This window comes from Paraburkholderia fungorum, from assembly GCF_900099835.1.
GTDB lineage: Bacteria > Pseudomonadota > Gammaproteobacteria > Burkholderiales > Burkholderiaceae > Paraburkholderia > Paraburkholderia fungorum_A.
The window spans coordinates 1921752-1941499 of the sequence record NZ_FNKP01000001.1; the positions used below are offsets into that span (position 1 = coordinate 1921752).

Annotated in this window: 16 protein-coding genes; 15 read left to right on the forward strand and 1 reads right to left on the reverse strand. The window is 63.3% G+C overall.

Features of this window, described 5'->3' with window-relative positions; genetic code table 11:
- The first annotated feature begins 6 nt into the window (after positions 1–6).
- From BLS41_RS08520 to BLS41_RS08580, 13 genes are all read left to right on the forward strand, one after another.
- Complete coding sequence (locus BLS41_RS08520) at positions 7–1275, forward strand: RluA family pseudouridine synthase (protein WP_074763899.1); 1269 nt, start codon at positions 7–9, stop codon at positions 1273–1275.
- A complete protein-coding gene (pgeF, locus tag BLS41_RS08525) occupies positions 1272–2129 on the forward strand; it encodes a peptidoglycan editing factor PgeF (RefSeq protein ID WP_074763900.1) in 858 nt (285 codons plus the stop codon). The genes BLS41_RS08520 and pgeF overlap by 4 nt, the downstream gene beginning before the upstream one ends.
- Before the next feature lie 712 nt (positions 2130–2841).
- Positions 2842–4677 (forward strand): class I poly(R)-hydroxyalkanoic acid synthase, encoded by a 1836-nt coding sequence (gene phaC, locus BLS41_RS08530; RefSeq protein WP_074763901.1) that lies wholly within the window; start codon positions 2842–2844, stop codon positions 4675–4677.
- 154 nt (positions 4678–4831) lie between these two features.
- Positions 4832–6013, forward strand: a complete 1182-nt coding sequence (locus tag BLS41_RS08535) for an acetyl-CoA C-acetyltransferase (RefSeq protein WP_074766386.1) — start codon at positions 4832–4834, stop codon at positions 6011–6013.
- A 287-nt stretch (positions 6014–6300) separates the two neighbouring features.
- Positions 6301–7041 (forward strand): 3-ketoacyl-ACP reductase, encoded by a 741-nt coding sequence (locus tag BLS41_RS08540; RefSeq protein WP_074763902.1) that lies wholly within the window; start codon positions 6301–6303, stop codon positions 7039–7041.
- A 133-nt stretch (positions 7042–7174) separates the two neighbouring features.
- Complete coding sequence (phaR, locus tag BLS41_RS08545; protein ID WP_074763903.1) at positions 7175–7792, forward strand: polyhydroxyalkanoate synthesis repressor PhaR; 618 nt, start codon at positions 7175–7177, stop codon at positions 7790–7792.
- A gap of 351 nt (positions 7793–8143) precedes the next feature.
- Positions 8144–9166 (forward strand): tRNA dihydrouridine synthase, encoded by a 1023-nt coding sequence (locus BLS41_RS08550; protein WP_074763904.1) that lies wholly within the window; start codon positions 8144–8146, stop codon positions 9164–9166.
- Between the two features lie 82 nt (positions 9167–9248).
- Positions 9249–10643, forward strand: coding sequence for a 30S ribosomal protein S12 methylthiotransferase RimO (gene rimO, locus BLS41_RS08555; RefSeq protein WP_074763905.1), 1395 nt, complete (start codon positions 9249–9251; stop codon positions 10641–10643).
- Between the two features lie 3 nt (positions 10644–10646).
- A complete protein-coding gene (locus tag BLS41_RS08560) occupies positions 10647–11597 on the forward strand; it encodes a sugar kinase (RefSeq protein WP_074763906.1) in 951 nt (316 codons plus the stop codon).
- A 101-nt stretch (positions 11598–11698) separates the two neighbouring features.
- Positions 11699–12883, forward strand: coding sequence for a beta-ketothiolase BktB (gene bktB, locus BLS41_RS08565; RefSeq protein ID WP_074763907.1), 1185 nt, complete (start codon positions 11699–11701; stop codon positions 12881–12883).
- A gap of 77 nt (positions 12884–12960) precedes the next feature.
- Entirely contained in the window at positions 12961–13635 is a 675-nt protein-coding gene (locus tag BLS41_RS08570) for a hypothetical protein (RefSeq protein WP_074763908.1), read from the forward strand.
- A gap of 182 nt (positions 13636–13817) precedes the next feature.
- Positions 13818–15002: a cystathionine beta-lyase gene (locus BLS41_RS08575; RefSeq protein ID WP_074763909.1), complete on the forward strand. Its 1185-nt coding sequence runs from the start codon at positions 13818–13820 to the stop codon at positions 15000–15002.
- A 240-nt stretch (positions 15003–15242) separates the two neighbouring features.
- Complete coding sequence (locus BLS41_RS08580; RefSeq protein WP_074763910.1) at positions 15243–16148, forward strand: cation diffusion facilitator family transporter; 906 nt, start codon at positions 15243–15245, stop codon at positions 16146–16148.
- 45 nt (positions 16149–16193) lie between these two features.
- Here BLS41_RS08580 and serB read toward each other — a convergent pair whose 3' ends face one another.
- Complete coding sequence (gene serB, locus BLS41_RS08585; protein WP_074763911.1) at positions 16194–17033, reverse strand: phosphoserine phosphatase SerB; 840 nt, start codon at positions 17031–17033, stop codon at positions 16194–16196.
- 253 nt (positions 17034–17286) lie between these two features.
- On the opposite strand from serB, the gene BLS41_RS08590 reads away from it, so the two are divergent.
- Both BLS41_RS08590 and BLS41_RS08595 read left to right on the forward strand, forming a co-directional pair.
- A complete protein-coding gene (locus BLS41_RS08590) occupies positions 17287–18522 on the forward strand; it encodes a cytochrome P450 (protein ID WP_074763912.1) in 1236 nt (411 codons plus the stop codon).
- A gap of 176 nt (positions 18523–18698) precedes the next feature.
- Complete coding sequence (locus tag BLS41_RS08595) at positions 18699–19733, forward strand: non-homologous end joining protein Ku (RefSeq protein WP_074763913.1); 1035 nt, start codon at positions 18699–18701, stop codon at positions 19731–19733.
- Positions 19734–19748 lie beyond the last annotated feature (15 nt).

Genomic DNA, 19748 nt, shown 5'->3' on the forward strand with positions numbered 1-19748 from the left:
GACTCAATGACCCGCTCAAATACTCCAGGCGCCGCAACCGGTGCCGGGAATAGCAACAAAGATTATAGCGTAAGCGCTGACCCCTCCGACGCGTTGGGCGTCGATTCCCTCGACGACGATCTCGGCAGCGACGCGCTCACAGCCCCGCCAGCCATGGTTCCGACCGTGGCGAGTCCGGTCGCCGACGAGAGCCCGCGCAGCGTCGTCGTGCCCGACGAACTGGCCGGGGAGCGCCTCGACAAGGTGCTCGCGCGCGTTTTCCCCGAGTTCTCGCGCAACCGTCTGCAGAGCTGGATCGAGGCCGAACGCGTGCGGATCGACGGTAAGGCGGCGAAAGTTCGTCAGCCGGTGCCGCTTGGCGCGACCATCGAACTGGTGCCCGATCTGCTGCCCGAACAGCTTGCGTTCACGCCCGAACCGGTGCCGCTCGAGATCGTCTACGAAGACGATACGCTGGTGGTCATCAACAAACCGGCCGGCATGGTCGTGCATCCGGCAGCCGGCAACTGGAGCGGCACCGTGCTGAACGGCCTGCTGTATCGCTATGGCGACGCTGCGGCGGGCCTGCCGCGTGCGGGCATCGTGCATCGGCTGGACAAGGAAACGTCGGGGCTGATGGTGGTCGCGCGAACGCTCGAAGCGCAGACTGATCTCGTGCGCCAGTTGCAGGCACGTACGGTGAAGCGTCGCTATCTCGCGCTGGTGTGGGGCAACATGCCCGAGGAGGGCACGATCGATGCGCCGATCGGCCGCGACCCGCGCGAGCGCACGCGTATGGCGGTGGTGACGAGCGCGTCGGGCAAGGCCGCACGCACGCACTTCCGGCGCGTCGATTCGGCGATCTGGCAGCGTCAGCCGGTCACCGCGATTCATTGCGATCTGGAAACCGGGCGGACTCACCAGATTCGCGTGCATTGCGCGCACATCGGCCATCCGCTGCTCGGCGACCCGGTGTATGGGCGTGCACGCGGCAAGCGCTCGGTGACGCCGCTGCCCGACGGCTTCGCGCGCCAGGCGTTGCACGCGTGGCGGCTCGGGCTGATTCATCCGAAAACCGGTCGCACGATGCAATGGCGTGCCGATGCGCCGGAAGATATGGAAGCGCTGTCGGCGGCGCTCGGTCTTGGGCGAGACGACGCGGGCGAGTTCGACGAGACGTATTACGAAGAAGACGGCTACGACGAGTCGCTCGACGATGACATCGAAGACGGCGATCCCGAAGATCACGACGCCGAAGAACATGACGACGACCACGACGAGGACGATCGCGCATGACTCTCCCCGAGCTGGGTTTTGCCGATGTGGTGCAGCCTGCGTGGAACGTGTCGCCGCGCGTGCGCGCGCTCGTCACTACGCGGAACGGCGGCGTCAGCGAGCCGCCGTTCGGGCGTTGGCAGAATGGCGCGGATCAGCCCGGTGGCCTGAATCTGGGAATGAAAGCCGGTGACGATCCGGCGGCGGTCGCCATCAACCGCGAGCGGCTGTTGTCACTTGCGGGCGTTACCGACGTCGCGTGGCTCGAGCAGATTCACGGCGCGGGCATCGTGCGCGCCGAAGACGCTCTTGCGCAAACGCGCGCGGGCAGCGGCCCGACGCAAGCCGATGCGAGCGTCACCGATCGTCCCGGCACCGTATGCGTCGTGATGGTCGCCGATTGCATGCCGGTGCTGCTGTGCGACGAAGCCGGCCGCGCGGTCGGTGCTGCCCATGCGGGCTGGCGCGGACTGGCGGCGGGCATCGTCGAGCAGACCGCGCAGCGCGTCGCGGAACTCGCGGGCGTCGACCCGGGGGCGCTGCATGCGTATCTCGGGCCGTCGATCGGTCCCGACGCGTTCGAAGTCGGCCCTGACGTGCGTGACGCCTTCATGAAGGGCGTCGGCGGCGCACAACGCGATGCGACGGCGAATGCGTTCATCGCGCATCCGCAAAATCCTGGCAAATATCTCGCCGATCTTCCTGCGTTGGCGCGTTTGCGTTTGCAGGCGCTCGGCGTGACCAGAATCGTCGGCGGCGATCTTTGCACGGTCGCGCAACGCGAGCGTTTCTATTCCTATCGGCGCGACCGCGAAACCGGCCGCATGGCTGCGCTGATCTGGCTCGACGATCACGCGCAAGCACTCGCCGATTGAAGCAGACGAGGGCGTCGCTCGCTGCATCGATTGCAGTCGGGCGATGTCGCAACGTGGTCCGCGTTGTCACGTCTTTCAGCTTTTTCGCCCGGCTTCACACTCAAGCAATCTCACGCCCGCATGATGACGCGACAGCTCGCTGCTTCATCATGCGGGCGTGGTCGTTTTCGAGGCGGTTTCCGGCGACAAGGCGCGATTTACCAGGCATCCGTACGAACCCCTGTATGAGGGTTAATTCGGAGGTGCCGGCCGAATTTTGCTGCACTGCCAGAATTTTTTCCGCTGACGTAAAACCGCCGCGAAAAATGTCTGATCGCGAACGGATAAATCCACATAAGCCTATGCAAGATGGGAGCTTTTTCGTCCGCGATCATCCTTTTTCAAAGAGGTCTCAAAAGCGCTATCTGCTACACAGGGAAAACGATAATTAAAAAACTATCGCACTGCGGCAAAATCGGGAACAAGCATTGACATGCCTTGCGATGGGGAGCAAGAATGTTCCTCACGAGCTCCTCGTACATGGGACAGGGCGTGACGAGGTCGCGAGCAGTCGCTCACGTGCGCACGAACCTGCCTCTCCAACCCGTCCGCAAGGACTTACCGGTCAAAAGCAGGTATGGCAGCATCACATTCCTCAGCTTCTCCCAGCACGGACTCCTCCACGGAGCATACGCAGCAGGCCGGTACGAGCAGTGCCGCCCCGGCCGCAGGCATGCAGCAATTACTCGACGTATGGATGAACGCGTGGCGTTCGCTCGGCACTCCGCCGGGCGCGGGCGGCCTGCCGTTCGCGATGCCGCAGATGCCCCAGGTTCCGGGTATGCCGGCGGGTTTTCCGCAGGGTTTCCCCCAGATGCCCACCGCGTTTCCCGGCATGCCCGACTTCAGCAAATTGATGGCGGGCTCGATGCCGTCCATGCCGTCGTTCGCGAACCTGAACATTCCAAGCGCCGCGATTCCCGCGGAGCGTCTGCAGAAACTCCAGTCCGATTATTCGCGTGAGGCGCTGGAACTGATCCAGCAGGCTACCGCGTCGGCCAGCAAGGCACCTGAACTGAAGGACCGCCGCTTCAGCTCAGAAGCGTGGAGCGCTACGCCCGCTTATGCGTTCACTGCCGCGTGGTATCTGCTGAACGCGCGTTATCTGCAGGAAATGGTCGACGCACTCGACACTGATCCGAAGGTGCGTGAGCGCATCCGTTTCGCGGTTCAGCAGTGGACTGCGGCGGCGTCGCCGAGCAACTTCTTCGCGTTGAATCCGGAAGCGCAAAAAACCCTGCTCGACAGCAAGGGCGAGAGCTTGCGCCAGGGCGTGATGAATCTTCTCGGCGACATGCAGCGCGGCAAGATTTCTCAAACCGACGAATCGCGTTTCGTGGTCGGCGAGAATCTCGCGAACACCGAAGGCTCGGTGGTATTCGAAAACGATCTGCTGCAGCTGATTCAGTACAAACCGCGCACGGCAACCGTGCGTGAACGGCCTTTGCTAATCGTGCCGCCGTGCATCAACAAGTTCTACATTCTCGATCTGCAACCGGAGAATTCGCTGGTCGCTCACGGTCTCGATTCGGGACACCAGGTGTTCCTGATTTCGTGGCGCAATGCGGATCAATCCATCGCGCATAAAACGTGGGACGACTACATCGGCGAAGGCGTGCTCACCGCGATCGATACTGTCAGCAAGATCAGCGGCCGTGAGCAGATCAACACGCTCGGGTTTTGCGTCGGCGGCACCATGCTCGCCACGGCGCTCGCGGTGGCCGCGGCCCGCGGCCAACATCCGGCGGCGTCGATGACGCTGCTGACCGCCATGCTCGATTTCTCCGACACTGGCGTGCTCGACGTGTTCGTCGACGAAGCGCATGTGCAGATGCGCGAGCAGACCATCGGCGGCAAGAAGGGCGCGCCGGCGGGGCTGATGCGCGGCCTCGAATTCGCGAACACGTTCTCGTTCCTGCGGCCGAACGATCTGGTGTGGAACTACGTCGTCGACAACTACCTCAAAGGACGCACTCCGGTGCCGTTCGACCTGTTGTACTGGAATAGCGACTCGACCAGTCTGCCGGGACCGATGTACGTCTGGTATCTGCGCAACACGTATCTCGAGAACAAGCTGCGTGAACCCGGCGCATTGACCACGTGCGGCGAGCCGGTCGACCTGTCGAAGATCGACGTGCCGACCTTCATCTACGGTTCACGCGAAGACCATATCGTGCCGTGGCAAACCGCGTATGCATCGGTGCCGTTGCTGAGCGGCCCGCTGAAATTCGTGCTCGGTGCGTCGGGGCATATCGCCGGTGTGATCAATCCGCCCGCGAAGAAAAAGCGCAATTTCTGGACGCTCGAAGGTGACGTTAAAACGCTGCCGGAAAGCGCGGACGACTGGCTCGGCGCAGCCACCGAAGTGCCAGGCAGCTGGTGGCCCGAATGGACCACGTGGCTCGATCAGTACGGCGGCAAGAAGGTGAAGCCGCGTGCCACGGCCGGCTCGGCGGAATACCCGGTGATCGAGCCCGCGCCGGGACGTTATGTGCGGCAACGCGAGTAAGGTTTTGTTTTATGACGCGCTTCACGCGTGCGATGTCTGGATGTGAATGATGCGATGTGAATGAGCGTCTGATTCAGTAAGGGCGTAAGAGCAACAAGATTTTTAACTTGACGGGCAGCGGCGCTTTCGGCCGGCATGCCCGGAGGATATGGAAATGACTGATGTTGTGATCGTATCGGCCGCCCGTACGGCAGTAGGCAAATTCGGTGGTTCGCTGGCGAAGACTGCCGCGCCTGATCTCGGCGCCGTGGTGATTCGCGCCGTGCTCGAACGGGCCGGTCTGAAACCCGAACAGGTAAGCGAAGTCATTCTCGGCCAGGTGCTGACGGCAGGCTCGGGGCAGAACCCGGCGCGTCAGGCGGTCATCAAGGCGGGCTTGCCCAACGCAGTGCCCGGCATGACGATCAACGTAGTGTGCGGCTCCGGTCTGAAGGCCGTGATGCTCGCGGCCAACGCCATCATCGCGGGTGACGCGGACATCGTGGTGGCCGGCGGCCAGGAAAACATGAGCGCCGCGCCGCACGTGCTGCCGGGTTCGCGCGACGGTTTCCGCATGGGCGACGCGAAGCTGGTCGACTCGATGATCGTCGACGGCCTGTGGGACGTGTACAACCAGTACCACATGGGCGTGACGGCGGAAAACGTCGCGAAGGAATACGGCATCACGCGCGAGCAGCAGGACGCGTTCGCGGCGCTGTCGCAGAACAAGGCGGAAGCCGCGCAAAAGGCCGGCCGTTTCGACGACGAAATCGTCCCGGTCGAGATTCCGCAGCGCAAGGGCGAACCGCTGCGTTTCGCTACTGACGAATTCGTCCGTCATGGCGTGACGGCGGAATCGCTGGCAGGTCTGAAGCCGGCTTTCTCGAAAGAAGGCTCGGTTACGGCGGCTAACGCGTCGGGTCTGAACGACGGCGCGGCGGCCGTGCTGGTGATGTCGGCGAAAAAGGCTGAGGCGCTCGGCCTCAAGCCGCTCGCGCGCATCAAGGCTTACGCGACCTCGGGTCTCGATCCGAAGGTGATGGGTATGGGCCCGGTGCCCGCTTCGCGCCGCTGCCTGGAACGCGCAGGCTGGACGCCGGCCGATCTGGACCTGATGGAAATCAACGAAGCGTTTGCCGCGCAGGCTTGCGCAGTGAATCAGCAAATGGGCTGGGACACGTCGAAGATCAACGTGAACGGCGGCGCGATTGCAATCGGCCATCCGATCGGCGCGTCCGGTTGCCGGATTCTCGTCACGCTGCTGCACGAAATGCAGAAGCGCGACGCGAAGAAGGGGTTGGCGTCGCTGTGTATCGGCGGCGGCATGGGTGTGGCGCTGGCGGTCGAGCGCGCTTAAGGTCGAGGCGCAGGGCGCTGATAGTCAGTCAGATATCAGACGCCGGTAAGAATCGGCATCAGGCAGGCAATAACCCGGTATGAGCCGTGCCTGGTAGCATCACTGTGTTATCAGGCGGTTTCACGCAACCTCAGGCCGGGTTGCCGCGCGCCGCACGCGAAGCAGGTGGCGCGCATTCAGCAGTGGCCTCGTCAGCGCCGGTCGCCCGGCGGCAGCGGAGATGAAGCATCAAGGCGAGGGAAGAGGCAGCCGGTCGGCGCCTCGAAAACGATAACGGAGTGTAGTTTATGACACAGCGAATTGCGTATGTAACGGGCGGGATGGGTGGCATCGGCACGAGCATTTGCCAGCGGCTGCACAAAGAGGGCTTCAAGGTGATCGCAGGTTGCGGCCCGAATTCGCCGCGTCGCGTGAAGTGGCTCGAAGAGCAGAAGGCGCTTGGCTTCGATTTCATCGCATCCGAAGGCAACGTCGGCGATTGGGAATCGACCAAGTCCGCGTTCGACAAGGTCAAGGCCGAAGTCGGCGAGATCGACGTGCTGGTGAACAATGCCGGCATCACGCGCGACGTCGTGTTCCGCAAGATGACGCACGAAGACTGGACGGCGGTGATCGATACCAACCTGACCAGCCTCTTCAACGTCACCAAGCAGGTGATCGACGGTATGGTGGAGCGCGGCTTCGGCCGTGTGATCAACATCTCGTCGGTGAACGGTCAGAAAGGCCAGTTCGGCCAGACCAATTACTCGACGGCGAAGGCCGGCATTCACGGCTTCACGATGTCGCTTGCGCAGGAAGTGGCCACCAAGGGCGTGACGGTCAACACCGTGTCGCCGGGCTACATCGGCACCGACATGGTCAAGTCGATCCGTCCGGACGTGCTGGAAAAAATCGTGGCAACGATCCCGGTGCGCCGCCTGGGTCAACCGGACGAAATCGGTTCGATCGTCGCGTGGCTCGCGTCGGACGAATCGGGCTTCTCCACGGGTGCTGATTTTTCGCTTAACGGCGGTTTGCATATGGGCTGAGTCACCGGCGCGCCGCTCACAAGGCGGCGTGCTTCGGCTCAGATGGTTACGGCGGCGTCCCTGCTACGCAATGGCACCCATTGCGTAGCAGGTAGACGCCGTTCCGCGCTCAACTCGCGCTCAAAGGCGTTACATGACCACTACTACAAAGAAAACAGCCGAACGACTGATCAAGAAATATCCGAATCGTCGGCTCTACGATACCGAGACCAGCACGTACATCACGTTGACGGATGTGAAGCAGCTCGTGCTCGATCAGGAGGATTTCAAGGTCATCGATGCGAAGAGCAACGAGGACCTGACGCGCGCCATCCTGTTGCAGATCATTCTCGAAGAAGAGAGCGGCGGCTTGCCGATGTTCTCGTCGTCGATGCTGTCGCAGATCATCCGTTTTTACGGTCATGCGATGCAGGGCATGATGGGCACGTACCTGGAAAAGAACATTCAGGCTTTCATCGACATTCAGGCAAAACTCGCCGACCAGTCGAAGAATCTGTACGAAGGCAAGGCGATGAACCCGGAGGTCTGGTCGCAATTCATGAACATGCAGGCGCCGATGATGCAGGGCATGATGACCAGCTACATCGAGCAGTCGAAGAACATGTTCGTGCAGATGCAGGAGCAGATGCAGACCCAGGCGAAATCGATGTTCGCCACGTTCCCGTTCACGCCGGGCGGTGCGGTGAATGCGGCCGGTGCCGGCAGTGTGCCGGGCACGCCGCAGACGAATCCGGAGCCGGAGAAGAAGTAGGGCGGTTTGAAGGAGGCTGGTGGCGCGCGGTTACCTGGACGGGAAGCCGCGGCCGCGACGTGGTCCCGCCACCCTTGAACAACTGGCACAACTGGCGAGCCGAAATGTTCCGGCGAAATTGTCAGTGGGTCCAGCCACAGCGCATCTCCGTGCGCCGCGCGCAAGTCAGGGGTAGCCGGCACGGTACAATTGTGTATTAAACGTACGGGGCGCCGTCGCCACAGGACCCGGGTTTCAACGCCCCGCCGCATCGTTCCCTCAATTGTCTCTATCCGCCACCCGCTGGACTCCCTTGCACGTCTCAAATCCCTTTTGCCATTGCGCCGGCGCTTCGTCTGAAGAGACGCCCGCATGAGCCGGCTGTTTCTCGCCCCGATGGAAGGGCTTGCAGACTACGTGTTGCGCGACGTGCTGACCCGCACCGGCGGATTCGACGGTTGCGTGTCCGAGTTCATCCGCGTGACGGGGTCGGTGCTGCCTGCGCGCGTCTACGAGCGGGAAGCGCCCGAGGTGCGGCACGCCAGCCGTACGGCAGCCGGCACGCCGATGGTGATCCAGTTGCTCGGCAGCGATCCCGAATGGATGGCCCGCAATGCGGCTCACGCGGCGCGCCTGTCACCTTACGGGGTCGACCTGAATTTCGGCTGTCCCGCCAAAGTGGTCAATCAGCACGGCGGAGGGGCCATGTTGCTGGCCGATCCCCGGCAACTCAACCGGATTGTGTCGGCGGTTCGCGCAGCGGTGCCCGCCGAGGTCCCGGTGACGGCAAAAATGCGTCTCGGCGTATCGGACACGGCGCTGGCTCTGGAGTGCGCGGTGGCGCTGGCCGAAGGCGGGGCGGCGTCGCTCGTCGTCCATGCGCGGACCCGCGATCACGGCTATCGGCCGCCCGCGCACTGGGAGTGGATCGCGCGCATCGACGCGGCCGTCGACGTGCCGGTCATCGCCAATGGCGAAGTCTGGACGGTGGCGGACTGGGAGCGATGCCGGGCGGTCAGCGGCTGTGCGGACGTGATGTTAGGGCGCGGCGCGGTTTCGGACCCATTTCTGGCGCTGAGAATACGTGGTCAGATGGACCCGCTTCCGTCCGCCGAAGACTGGCGCGTGGTGCTTCATGACATCGCGGGTTATCTGAAGAAAATACAGGCGCTCGGCGTTGCCCGCCATGAGCACGGGCGTGTCAAAAAGTGGCTCAGCTATCTTCAGCGGACGTGGCCGCAGGCCGCCGAATTGCATGCGGCGATCCGGCGGGTACAGGATTCACACGAAATTCTGCGCGTCATCGAACAGGCGCTGGAATCCACCGGCCCACGCTCGTCTCGCGAAACCCTGCTCGCGGATCAACCCGATCTCGCCGACGCCATTGCCGGTTGAAGGCGAAAATTCAAAGACTTACGAGCGGTCGCCCTGGCGAACCGCTACAATTCAAGGTTTAACGTATTCAAGCGGTCCCCCCATGTCCACCCCCACGATTACTCCGACGGCCGCCCCTACGGCCGCACCGAAAGTCGGCTTTGTTTCGCTCGGCTGCCCGAAAGCTCTGGTCGATTCCGAGCAGATCATCACGCAGCTCCGTGCCGAGGGTTACGAAATTTCCGGTACGTACGATGGCGCCGACCTCGTGGTCGTCAACACCTGCGGTTTCATCGACGAAGCCGTGCAGGAAAGCCTCGACGCGATCGGCGAAGCGCTCAACGAAAACGGCAAGGTGATCGTCACCGGCTGCCTGGGTGCGAAGAAGAGCGGCAGCGGTTCGGGGCTGATCGAAGAAGTACATCCGAAGGTGCTGGCGGTGACTGGCCCGCACGCAGTCGGCGAAGTGATGCAGCACGTGCACACCCATCTGCCGAAACCGCACGACCCGTTCGTCGACCTGGTGCCCGCCGCCGGCGTGAAGCTCACGCCGCGCCACTACGCGTATCTGAAAATTTCCGAAGGCTGTAACCACCGCTGCACGTTCTGCATCATCCCGTCGATGCGCGGCGACCTCGTGTCGCGCCCCGTCGCCGAAGTGATGCTCGAGGCGGAAAACCTGTTCAAGGCAGGCGTGAAGGAACTGCTGGTGATTTCGCAGGACACCAGCGCGTACGGCGTCGACGTCAAGTACCGCACGGGCTTCTGGAACGGCAAGCCGATCAAGACGCGCATGACCGACCTGGTCGGTGCACTCGGCGAACTTGCCGCGCAATACGGCGCGTGGGTGCGCCTGCACTACGTGTACCCGTACCCGAGCGTCGACGAAGTGATCCCGATGATGGCCGCTGGTCCGTACAAGGGCCACGTGCTGCCGTACCTCGACGTGCCGTTCCAGCATGCGCATCCCGAAGTGCTGAAGCGCATGAAGCGCCCGGCCAACGCCGAAAAGGTGATGGAGCGCGTGAAGGCGTGGCGCGAGATGTGCCCGGATCTGACGATCCGCAGCACGTTTATCGCCGGCTTCCCGGGTGAGACCGAAGAGCAGTTCCAGACGCTGCTCGATTTCATCCGCGAAGCTGAACTGGATCGGGTCGGCTGCTTTGCGTACTCGCCGGTCGAAGGCGCGACGGCCAACGAACTCGACGGCGCGTTGCCCGACGAAGTGCGTGAAGAGCGTCGCGCGCGCTTCATGGAAGTGGCCGAGGAAGTGTCGGCGAAACGGATCGCGAAGAAGGTCGGCAAGACGCTGAAGGTGCTGGTCGACGAGATCAATGCCGACGGCGGCGTCGGCCGTACTGCGGCAGACGCGCCGGAGATCGACGGCGTCGTGTATATCGCGCCGTCCACGAAGGCGTCCAGGCGATACAAGGTCGGCGATTTCGTATCGGTGAAAATCACCGGCGCCGACGGTCATGACCTGTGGGGCGAGGTCTAAACAATGACGGTGAGTACGACCGCTCAGCCAAACAGCAGCACGCCGGAAATCCTCGCGCTCGGCGAGGCGATGATCGAATTCAACCAGTCGGCGAAAGACCAGCCGAACTATCTGCAGGGCTTCGGCGGCGATACGTCGAACTTCTGTATCGCCGCCGCTCGGCAAGGCGCGAAGACCGGCTTCGTGTCGGCGGTCGGTGAAGATCATTTCGGGCGTCTGCTGATCGATTTGTGGGAACGCGAACAGGTGGACACGTCGCTCGTCCGCGTCGATCCGCGCGCGCCCACCGGCGTTTATTTCGTGTCGCACGGCCCGAACGGCCACGCGTTCGATTACCTCCGCGCCGGCTCGGCGGCAAGCTGCTACGCGCCGCACGATCTGCCGCGCGACGCGATTGCGGCAGCCAAAGTCATTCACCTGTCCGGGATCAGTCTCGCGATCAGCGTCAGCGCTTGCGACGCCGCGCTCGAAGCCATCGCGCATGCGCGCGCAAGCGGTGTGCGCGTGAGCTTCGACACCAATCTGCGTCTGAAGCTGTGGCCGCTGGCCCGCGCTCGCGCCGTGATGCTCGAAGCGATCCGCCAGACGGACATCTGTCTGCCGAGCTGGGACGACGTCACCGAACTCACCGGTTTGACCGGCCGTGACGAGATCGTCGATTTTCTGCTGTCGCACGGTCCGCGCGTTGTCGCATTGAAACTCGGCAAGGAAGGCTCGTATATCGCGACGCCGGACGAACGGCGCGTCGTGCCGGGCCACGTCGTCAACGCGGTCGATGCCACCGGTGCGGGCGACTGCTTCGGCGGCGCGTTCATCGCGCGCATCGTCGCCGGTGACGATCCTTTTGCGGCGGCGCGTTATGCGAACGTCGCGGCGGCGCTGTCCACGCAAGGTTACGGCGCGGTTGCGCCGATTCCGTCGCGCGAGACAGTGCAACGCCTGCTGGCAGGCTGAAAGCGGGGCCAACCGCGACACGCCGCTGCGGCGATGTCGCGGCCTGCGGCCCGCGGGCAAGATCACAAGATCATCTTGAGGGACTAAAAGAGGAGCGAGCGATGCAACGGGACGTAGTGGTGGTCAGCGCGGTACGTACGGCAATCGGCGGTTTCGGCGGCAGTCTGAAGGATTTTCCGCCGACCGACCTCGGCGCACGCGTCGTGCGTGAGGCCCTTGTGCGTGCCAGCGTATCGGGCGACGAAGTCGGCCATGTGGTGTTCGGCAACGTCGTGCATACCGAACCGAAAGACATGTATCTCGCCCGCGTGGCCGCGATCAACGGCGGCGTCGCGCAGCACACGCCCGCGCTAACCGTGAACCGCCTGTGCGGATCGGGCTTGCAGGCCATCGTTTCGGCCGCGCAGAGCGTGCTGCTCGGCGACGCCGACATCGCGATCGGCGGCGGTGCGGAAAACATGAGCCGCGCTCCTTACTCGATGCCCGCCGCGCGCTTCGGTCAACGCATGGGCGACGCGCGCCTCGTCGACATGATGGTCGGCGCGCTGAACGACCCGTTCCAGTCGATCCATATGGGCGTCACCGCTGAAAACGTCGCGCGTAAATACGATATTTCGCGTGAAGCGCAAGACGCGCTTGCGCTCGAATCGCATCGCCGCGCGGCTAACGCCATCGCCAGCGGCTACTTCAAGGAACAGATCCTGCCGATCACGATCCCGTCGAAAAAGGGCGATGTCGTGTTCGACACGGACGAACACACGCGAATGAACGCGTCGGCGGAAGATTTTTCGAAGCTGAAACCGGTGTTCGCGAAAGAAAACGGCACGGTGACGGCCGGCAATGCGTCGGGCATCAACGATGCGGCGGCCGCGGTCGTGCTGATGGAGCGCAGCGTCGCCGAAAAGCGCGGCGTCAAGCCGCTCGCGCGGCTGGTGTCGTATGCGCATGCGGGTGTCGATCCGGCTTACATGGGTATCGGACCGGTGCCGGCGTCGCGCAAGGCGTTGGAGCGCGCGGGCCTGACGGTCGCCGACCTCGACGTGATCGAGTCCAACGAGGCCTTTGCCGCGCAGGCTTGCGCGGTCAGCAAGGAGCTTGGGTTCGATCCGGCCAAGGTCAATCCGAACGGGTCGGGCATTTCGCTCGGTCACCCGATCGGCGCGACCGGTGCGTTGATCACCGTCAAGGCGCTGTATGAATTGCAGCGCGTCGGCGGCCGCTACGCGCTCGTCACGATGTGTATCGGCGGCGGGCAGGGCATTGCTGCGATCTTCGAGCGGATCTGACGCGGGCTGGACATAGGTTTAAGCGGTGCCGGCTGGGGTTCGGGGGCACCGCGCAGTATTGGCAGGAGGAAGAACGGATGCAGGAATCAAAAGCGATGAAGAGTTTGCCGGGCGGCGTGCGAAACGGCGCAGTGCGGCGGCGTGGCTGGGCGGTGGTTAGCGTGGCCGCGCTACTGTGTGCCGGTGCGGGAGCGTTGATGCCCGCGCAAGCCTGGGCCGAAAGCGACGCGGTCAAGGAACTGGCGGCGCCTCCGCCGATCCAGTTGCCGCTCAGGCCGAGCCCCGAGTTCGCAAAATTTCCGCGCTATGCAGGCATGCTCGGCTCGCGTCAGATCGTGTTGCGGCTGGGCCCGAAAACCGACGACCCATCGGGCGTGCACGGCGAATACCAGTACACGGACACCGGCGAAGTTATTCTGATTGCGGGCGACCGCGACGGCGATACGCTCGAAGTCGAGGAGTCGAACGACGGCACCCGTATCACCGGCAATTGGGTCGGCAAGTTCGCGGCCGACGGCACGGTCTCGGGCGACCGGATGAACGTCGACGATTCCGATCCGCAACCGTTCGATCTGAAGCCGCTGGCCGCAGGCCAGGCGATTCCGGCTCCGGGCGCGCCGGCCGTGGCTCATGCGGCTCCTGAGGCGGCGCCTGCTCCCGCGCCCGCGCCTCAAGCAGGCGGTAACGGGACTGCACCGGCCCCTGGTGGGCACCCGGTCGGCGGCGTCAGCAATCTGCAAACCGGCGACTGATCTGCCACTGTCCAACGACTAACCGGCCACTAGTCAGCCACGAATCTGCAACACAAAACAGAACCCCGTGCGGACCTCTCAAAGATCCTCGCGCGGGTTTTCTATCAGGCGCAATTCCGCCAACTCGTCTACTCTTTTTCAGGCGGCGCAAGTCCCCGCGCCGTCTTTCAACGAATCTCACCATGACCCAATCCAAACTCAAACGCGATCTGCAAACCCGCATCGTGCGCGCCGAAGACCAGATCACGCCGGGCTTCGAATCGTTTTCGACGCCGGTCGCGCGAGCCTCGACGGTCGTGTTTCCCGATCTCGCCACCATGCGCGCGCTCGACTGGAAAAACGACGCGCAATGGCGCTACGGACTGCATGCAACGCCCACGTCGCTCGCGCTGGCCCAGCGTCTTGCCGCCATCGAGGGCGGCAATCATGCGCTATTGCAGCCGTCGGGGCTGTCGTCGATTTCGAATGTGTACTTCGGCCTCGTCAAGGCAGGCGACGACGTGCTGATTCCCGACAACGTCTACTCGCCGAATCGCGAACATGGCGACTGGCTGGCGCGCGATTTCGGTGTGACGGTGCGTTATTACGATCCGCTGATCGGCGCGGGCATCGCCGATCTGATCCAGCCGAACACACGGCTGATCTGGATCGAAGCGCCCGGTTCAGTGACGATGGAAGTCGCCGATGTTCCGGCGATCACCGCAGCGGCACGTGCGCGCGGCGTGATCACGGCAATCGACAATACGTGGTCGGCGGGTCTCGCGTTCCGTCCGTTCGATCATGGCGTCGACATTTCGGTGCAGGCGCTGACCAAGTACCAGTCGGGCGGCGGCGACGTGCTGATGGGCGCGACGATCACCGTCGACCGCGACTTGCACGTGAAGCTGAAGGCGGCCCGCATGCGCATGGGGATCGGCGTATCGGCGGATGACTGCTCGCTGATTCTGCGCAGCCTGCCGAGCATGCAACTGCGTTTCGAGCAGCACGACCGTGCTGCACTGGCCCTCGCGCAGTGGCTGAAAACGCGCCCTGAAATCGCGTCGGTTCTGCATCCGGCGATTGCCGACTGTCCGGGCCACGAGTTTTTCAAGCGTGACTTTACGGGCGCAGGCGGGTTGTTTTCGGTCGTCTTCGACGGCCGTTACAGCGCAGCGCAGATCGACACGTTCTGCGAATCGCTCGAACTCTTTTCGATCGGCTGGAGCTGGGGCGGCGCACACAGCCTCGTGATGCCCTACGACGTCGCGTCGATGCGCACCGCCGGCGACTGGCCGCACAAGGGCACGCTGGTGCGCTTCTATGTCGGTCTGGAAGCCGAGGTGGACCTGCGCGCGGACATCGAGCAGAGTCTGTCGGCGCTGGCGTGAGCGTTTGAGCATCTATGCGAGTGCCAGGGCTCGCGACAGCCTTTTTGCCGCCGTGATGCAATGAATCGACCCACCGGGACCCGTTTCCGGTGGGTTTTTTTATATCCGGCGACGGTCATCAGTGTGTCTGGAAGTCCATCGCGACATCGCACTGCACGCCACGCCGCAGCCCACTCGCCGCCGATATACTGCAACGGTCACTTCCTCGTTGGATCCTCGAACACCAGGAGGCGCTGGATCATGTCGGCCACCGAACTCGAGCAGCGAACCCTCAGGCGATCGTTGCTCTGCACGTTGATGATCGCGGGTGTCGGAATCGTCGTGGGTGTGGTCAGCGGTTCGCTGTCGATCATCTTCGACGGCATGTTTTCCGCGCTCGACGCCGCGATGTGCAGCCTGTCGCTGCTGGTCGCCCGCCTGTTGAGTCAGCCAGGCAGCCGACGCTTCCAGCACGGCTTCTGGCACATCGAGCCGCTTGTGCTGGTGTTCAACGGCAGCCTGCTGTCGGTGCTGTGTCTGTACGCGTTCGTCAACGCGGTGAAGGGAATCATCGACGGCGGCCGGGAGCTGGAGTTCGGCATCGCGATGATCTACGCGGTCGTGGTCAGCATCTTCTGCTTTTTCATGTACTTCCGGCAGCGGCGGCTCAACCGCGTGATCGAATCGGAACTGATCGGACTCGACACCAAAAGCTGGCTGATGTCGGCATGCATCAGCTCGGCGCTGCTGGTCGCGTTTTCTGTCGCGTGGATCCTGGAGCAGACCCGCTACAGCCACCTGAGCTGGTATGTCGACCCTGGCGTGCTAGCCGTGCTGACGCTGGTGTTGATTCCGATGCCGATCGGCACGGTGGTCGGTGCCGTCAAGGAAGTGCTGCTGATGACGCCGGACAGCCTCGACACGACCGTGCGCGAACTGATGCACAGCCTGACCGCCGAATATGGTTTCGTGACGTACTCGCATTACGCGACGCGCGTGGGGCGCGGGCTGTTCGTCGAGGTGCACATCGTGTTGCCCGATGCGATGGAGCATGTCGGCATCCGCCAGCTCGATCTGATTCGCGACAAGATATCGCGTGCGATTGGCGAATCGGGCCCGGATCGCTGGCTGACGGTGGCCTTTACGCGAGACCCGCGCTGGCTGTAATTCGCCGATGCCGGCGGGTCGCAATGTATTTGCGCGAGGCTGCGCTCAGAACAGCCGCAGCAACCCGTCCAGTCCGACATGATTGAAGGCCACGGTGGCCGCTTCGCGCACCACCGGTTTCGCGCGGAACGCGACCGACAAACCGGCCTCGGCCATCATCTTCAGATCGTTCGAACCGTCGCCCATTGCAATAGCGCGCGTCGGTTCAATGCCGAGTTTCGCGCAGGTTTCGCGCAGCGTGCGTGCTTTCACCTCGGCATTGACGATCTCGCCGGTCACCTGGCCCGTCAGTTTTCCGTCGACGATCTCGAGCGTGTTCGCGTTCGTGAAATCGAGGCCCAAACGCGCCTTCAGTTTTTCGGTGAAGAACGTGAATCCGCCCGACACCAGCAAGGTTTTCAGTCCCGCCGCCTTCGCGCCCGCGAGCATGCGCTCCGCGCCGGGCGACAGTTGCAGACGTTCTTCGTAGACCCGTTCGAGCGCGCTGGCGTCGAGGCCTTTGAGCAGCGCGACGCGACGCGTCAGGCTCTCGTTGAAGTCCTTGATCTCGCCGCGCATCGACGCTTCGGTGATCTCGGCCACTTCCGCTTTCAGTCCGCAGAAATCGGCGATTTCGTCGATACATTCGATCGTGATCAGCGTCGAGTCCATGTCCATCGCGACCAGCCCGAAGTCGCGCAACTGACGGCCCGCTTCGACAAACGCGTAGTCAAGCTGATGGGTGCCGCAATACACGTCGATGTCCGCGCGCTGGTCGATGTTTGCGTCGGCGATACGCAGCGCATTCGCGTCGATCGCGGTGGCGTGCGAACCGCGCGCGAGCGCGACGAGCGTTTTGTGGTGATCGGCGGAAAGAGGCGCGGAGCTTTGAATGACGAGGTTCATGGACGACGCAAGGGAAGCAGGAAGTAGGAGAGCGCGGAAATCCCGCTATTGTATCGGTTCCCGCAGATGCGCCGTCCTGGGCGGCGGTTCTGCGGTTGCGGCGGTTGCGTGCGGGCGGAGAATCACGCTGTGCAAACGGATTGCGCGCGAGCCATACTCGACTGTCGAATCGAACGACGCTGCGAACGATCCCTCGCGGTCATTTGCATCGACCCGGCAACAACGCACACAAACACAAAGACGGAGACACAGCATGACCCCGGCGACTGCCAGCGACCCATCCCTCCTCGCGCGCGATTTCGATCTGCGCCACCTGAGTCCCGCTTTCTACGCCGACCCGTATCCGGTTTATCACGCACTGCGCGTCCACGAGCCGATCCGGCGGATGCCCGACGGCTCGCTCTTCCTGACGCGATTTCGTGACGTGCAGGCGGTCTATCGCGATCCGAAGACGTTCAGCTCCGACAAGACCGTCGAGTTCAGGCCGAAATACGGCGACTCGCCGCTCTACGCGCATCACACCACCAGCCTTGTGTTCAACGATCCGCCACGGCATACGCGGGTGCGCAGACTGATCGCCGGAGCGCTCACGGCGCGTGCGATCGCGGCCATGGAGCCGGGCCTCGTGCGTCTCGTCGATGGCCTGCTCGATCGGGCGGCCGCGTGCGGCTCGATCGATCTGATCGGCGAATTCGCATCGGCGATTCCGGTCGAGATCATCGGCAATCTGCTGGACGTGCCGCACGCCGAGCGCGAGCCGTTGCGCGACTGGTCGCTCGCGATACTCGGCGCGCTCGAGCCGTCGCTGAACGCCGCGCAACTCGAACGCGGCAACCGCGCGGTGACCGAATTCGTCGATTATCTGCGCGATCTGGTCGCGCGCCGGCGGCGCGAACCGGGCGATCCGCAGCACGATGTGCTGACCCGGCTGATCGAGGGCGAGGCGGGTGGTGAGCAACTGTCCGAAGCGGAATTGCTACAGAACTGCATTTTCATCCTGAATGCCGGACATGAAACGACCACCAACCTGATCGGCAACGGTCTCGTTACGCTGACCGAATGGCCCGAGCAACGCGATGCGTTGTTGCGCGAGCCGTCGTTGATCGAATCGGCGGTCGAGGAATGTTTGCGTTTCGAGAGTTCGAATCAGTTGGGCAACCGGATGGCGACCGTCGATACCACGATCGGCGGCGTCGAGGTTGCGCGCGGTACGCCGGTCACTTTGTGCATCGGCGCGGCCAATCGCGACCCGGAGCAGTTTGCCGAGCCGGATCGTTTCGACATTCGCCGCGATCCGAACCGGCATCTCGCGTTCGGCTTCGGGATTCACCAGTGCGCGGGTTTGTCGCTCGCGCGGCTCGAGGCGCGAATTGCGATTGGGCGCTTCGTGCAGCGGTTTCCGACGTATCGGCTGAATGGGACGCCGACGCGAGGCGGCCGCGTCCGGTTTCGCGGATTCGCGGCGGTGCCGGTCGAGGTGAACGGCTGAAAAACCGCTAAAGCCTGCTGAAAACGGCGGGAATCCGCTCCGCATCTTTTGCCGGGCTGACGCAAGTCTTACAGCCTCGCCACAGCGTAATCCGCGTCCCGTCATGCGCTGTGGCGTCTGGACCCGTGGCACGCAAGCTGCTTCACATCAGGTCTTCGGCTCACAGGAGCGTGACGATGCCACACATGATCTGGAAAGGCGCAATCAGCTTCGGCCTCGTCCACGTGCCGGTGCAGCTGTATCCGGCGACGCAGTCGGAGAAAGTCGGCTTCAATCTGCTGGACAAACGCACGATCGATCCGGTCGGCTACAAGCAGATCAACAAGCGGACCGGCAAGGACGTGACGCGCGACAACATCGTGCGCGGCTTCGAGTACGAGAAGGACAAATACGTTGTGCTGTCCGACGACGAGATTCGCGCGGCGAATCCCGAATCGACACAGACGGTGGACATTCTCGCTTTCGTCGATGCCGCCGACATCTCGTTTCTCTATCTCGACACGCCGTATTTCCTGACGCCCGACCGCAAGGGCGAAAAGGTCTACGCGTTGTTGCGCGAGGCGATGAAGTCATCGGGCAAGATCGGCGTGGCGAGCGTCGTGCTGCACAACAAGCAGCATCTCGCGGCGCTGATTCCGCTGGGTCCGGTGCTGGCGCTGAACACGCTGCGCTGGGCCGCCGAAGTGCGCGATCTCGATGAATTCAAGCTGCCCGCCGACGGCACGAAGGCCGCAGGTGTTTCCACTCGCGAACTCGATATGGCGAAGAAGCTGATCGACGACATGAGCGACAAGTGGGACCCGTCGCAATATCACGACACGTTCCGCGACGACATCATGGCGTTAGTCGACAAGAAGGTGCGGGCGGGCAAGACCGAGGAAATCACCGAGATCGAGACGCCGCACGAGTCGCGTCAATCCGCCGATATTCTCGATTTGTCCGATTTGTTGAAGCGCAGTTTGGGGCGCGGTAAGGACAAAGACAAAGGAAAGGCGGCGGGTGGTCGAAAGCGGGCTTCCGCAGCCGGGGACGACGAAGACGACGAAGCGGAAACCGGCGAGAGCGAAGCGCCAGCCCGCAAGAAGCCTCGCGCGACGAAGGCGGCGAGCGCGCCACGCGGGCGAAGCGGCGGCAGTAGTTCCAGCGGCGGTCGCGCGGCGGCGAAGACGGCAGCTGCGTCCCCGGTTCGTAAGCGCAGGGCGGCGGCCTGAGTGCAGCGCTGACCG

Coding starts and splice junctions, on each gene's coding strand:
- phaC (WP_074763901.1), top strand. CDS start 2,842: ATGCAGCAATTACTCGACGTATGGATGAACGCGTGGCGTTCGCTCGGC.
- BLS41_RS08570 (WP_074763908.1), top strand. CDS start 12,961: ATGCAGGAATCAAAAGCGATGAAGAGTTTGCCGGGCGGCGTGCGAAAC.
- serB (WP_074763911.1), bottom strand. CDS start 17,033: ATGAACCTCGTCATTCAAAGCTCCGCGCCTCTTTCCGCCGATCACCAC.
- pgeF (WP_074763900.1), top strand. CDS start 1,272: ATGACTCTCCCCGAGCTGGGTTTTGCCGATGTGGTGCAGCCTGCGTGG.
- BLS41_RS08535 (WP_074766386.1), top strand. CDS start 4,832: ATGACTGATGTTGTGATCGTATCGGCCGCCCGTACGGCAGTAGGCAAA.
- BLS41_RS08595 (WP_074763913.1), top strand. CDS start 18,699: ATGCCACACATGATCTGGAAAGGCGCAATCAGCTTCGGCCTCGTCCAC.
- BLS41_RS08540 (WP_074763902.1), top strand. CDS start 6,301: ATGACACAGCGAATTGCGTATGTAACGGGCGGGATGGGTGGCATCGGC.
- BLS41_RS08550 (WP_074763904.1), top strand. CDS start 8,144: ATGAGCCGGCTGTTTCTCGCCCCGATGGAAGGGCTTGCAGACTACGTG.
- BLS41_RS08575 (WP_074763909.1), top strand. CDS start 13,818: ATGACCCAATCCAAACTCAAACGCGATCTGCAAACCCGCATCGTGCGC.
- phaR (WP_074763903.1), top strand. CDS start 7,175: ATGACCACTACTACAAAGAAAACAGCCGAACGACTGATCAAGAAATAT.
- bktB (WP_074763907.1), top strand. CDS start 11,699: ATGCAACGGGACGTAGTGGTGGTCAGCGCGGTACGTACGGCAATCGGC.
- rimO (WP_074763905.1), top strand. CDS start 9,249: ATGTCCACCCCCACGATTACTCCGACGGCCGCCCCTACGGCCGCACCG.
- BLS41_RS08580 (WP_074763910.1), top strand. CDS start 15,243: ATGTCGGCCACCGAACTCGAGCAGCGAACCCTCAGGCGATCGTTGCTC.
- BLS41_RS08560 (WP_074763906.1), top strand. CDS start 10,647: ATGACGGTGAGTACGACCGCTCAGCCAAACAGCAGCACGCCGGAAATC.
- BLS41_RS08590 (WP_074763912.1), top strand. CDS start 17,287: ATGACCCCGGCGACTGCCAGCGACCCATCCCTCCTCGCGCGCGATTTC.
- BLS41_RS08520 (WP_074763899.1), top strand. CDS start 7: ATGACCCGCTCAAATACTCCAGGCGCCGCAACCGGTGCCGGGAATAGC.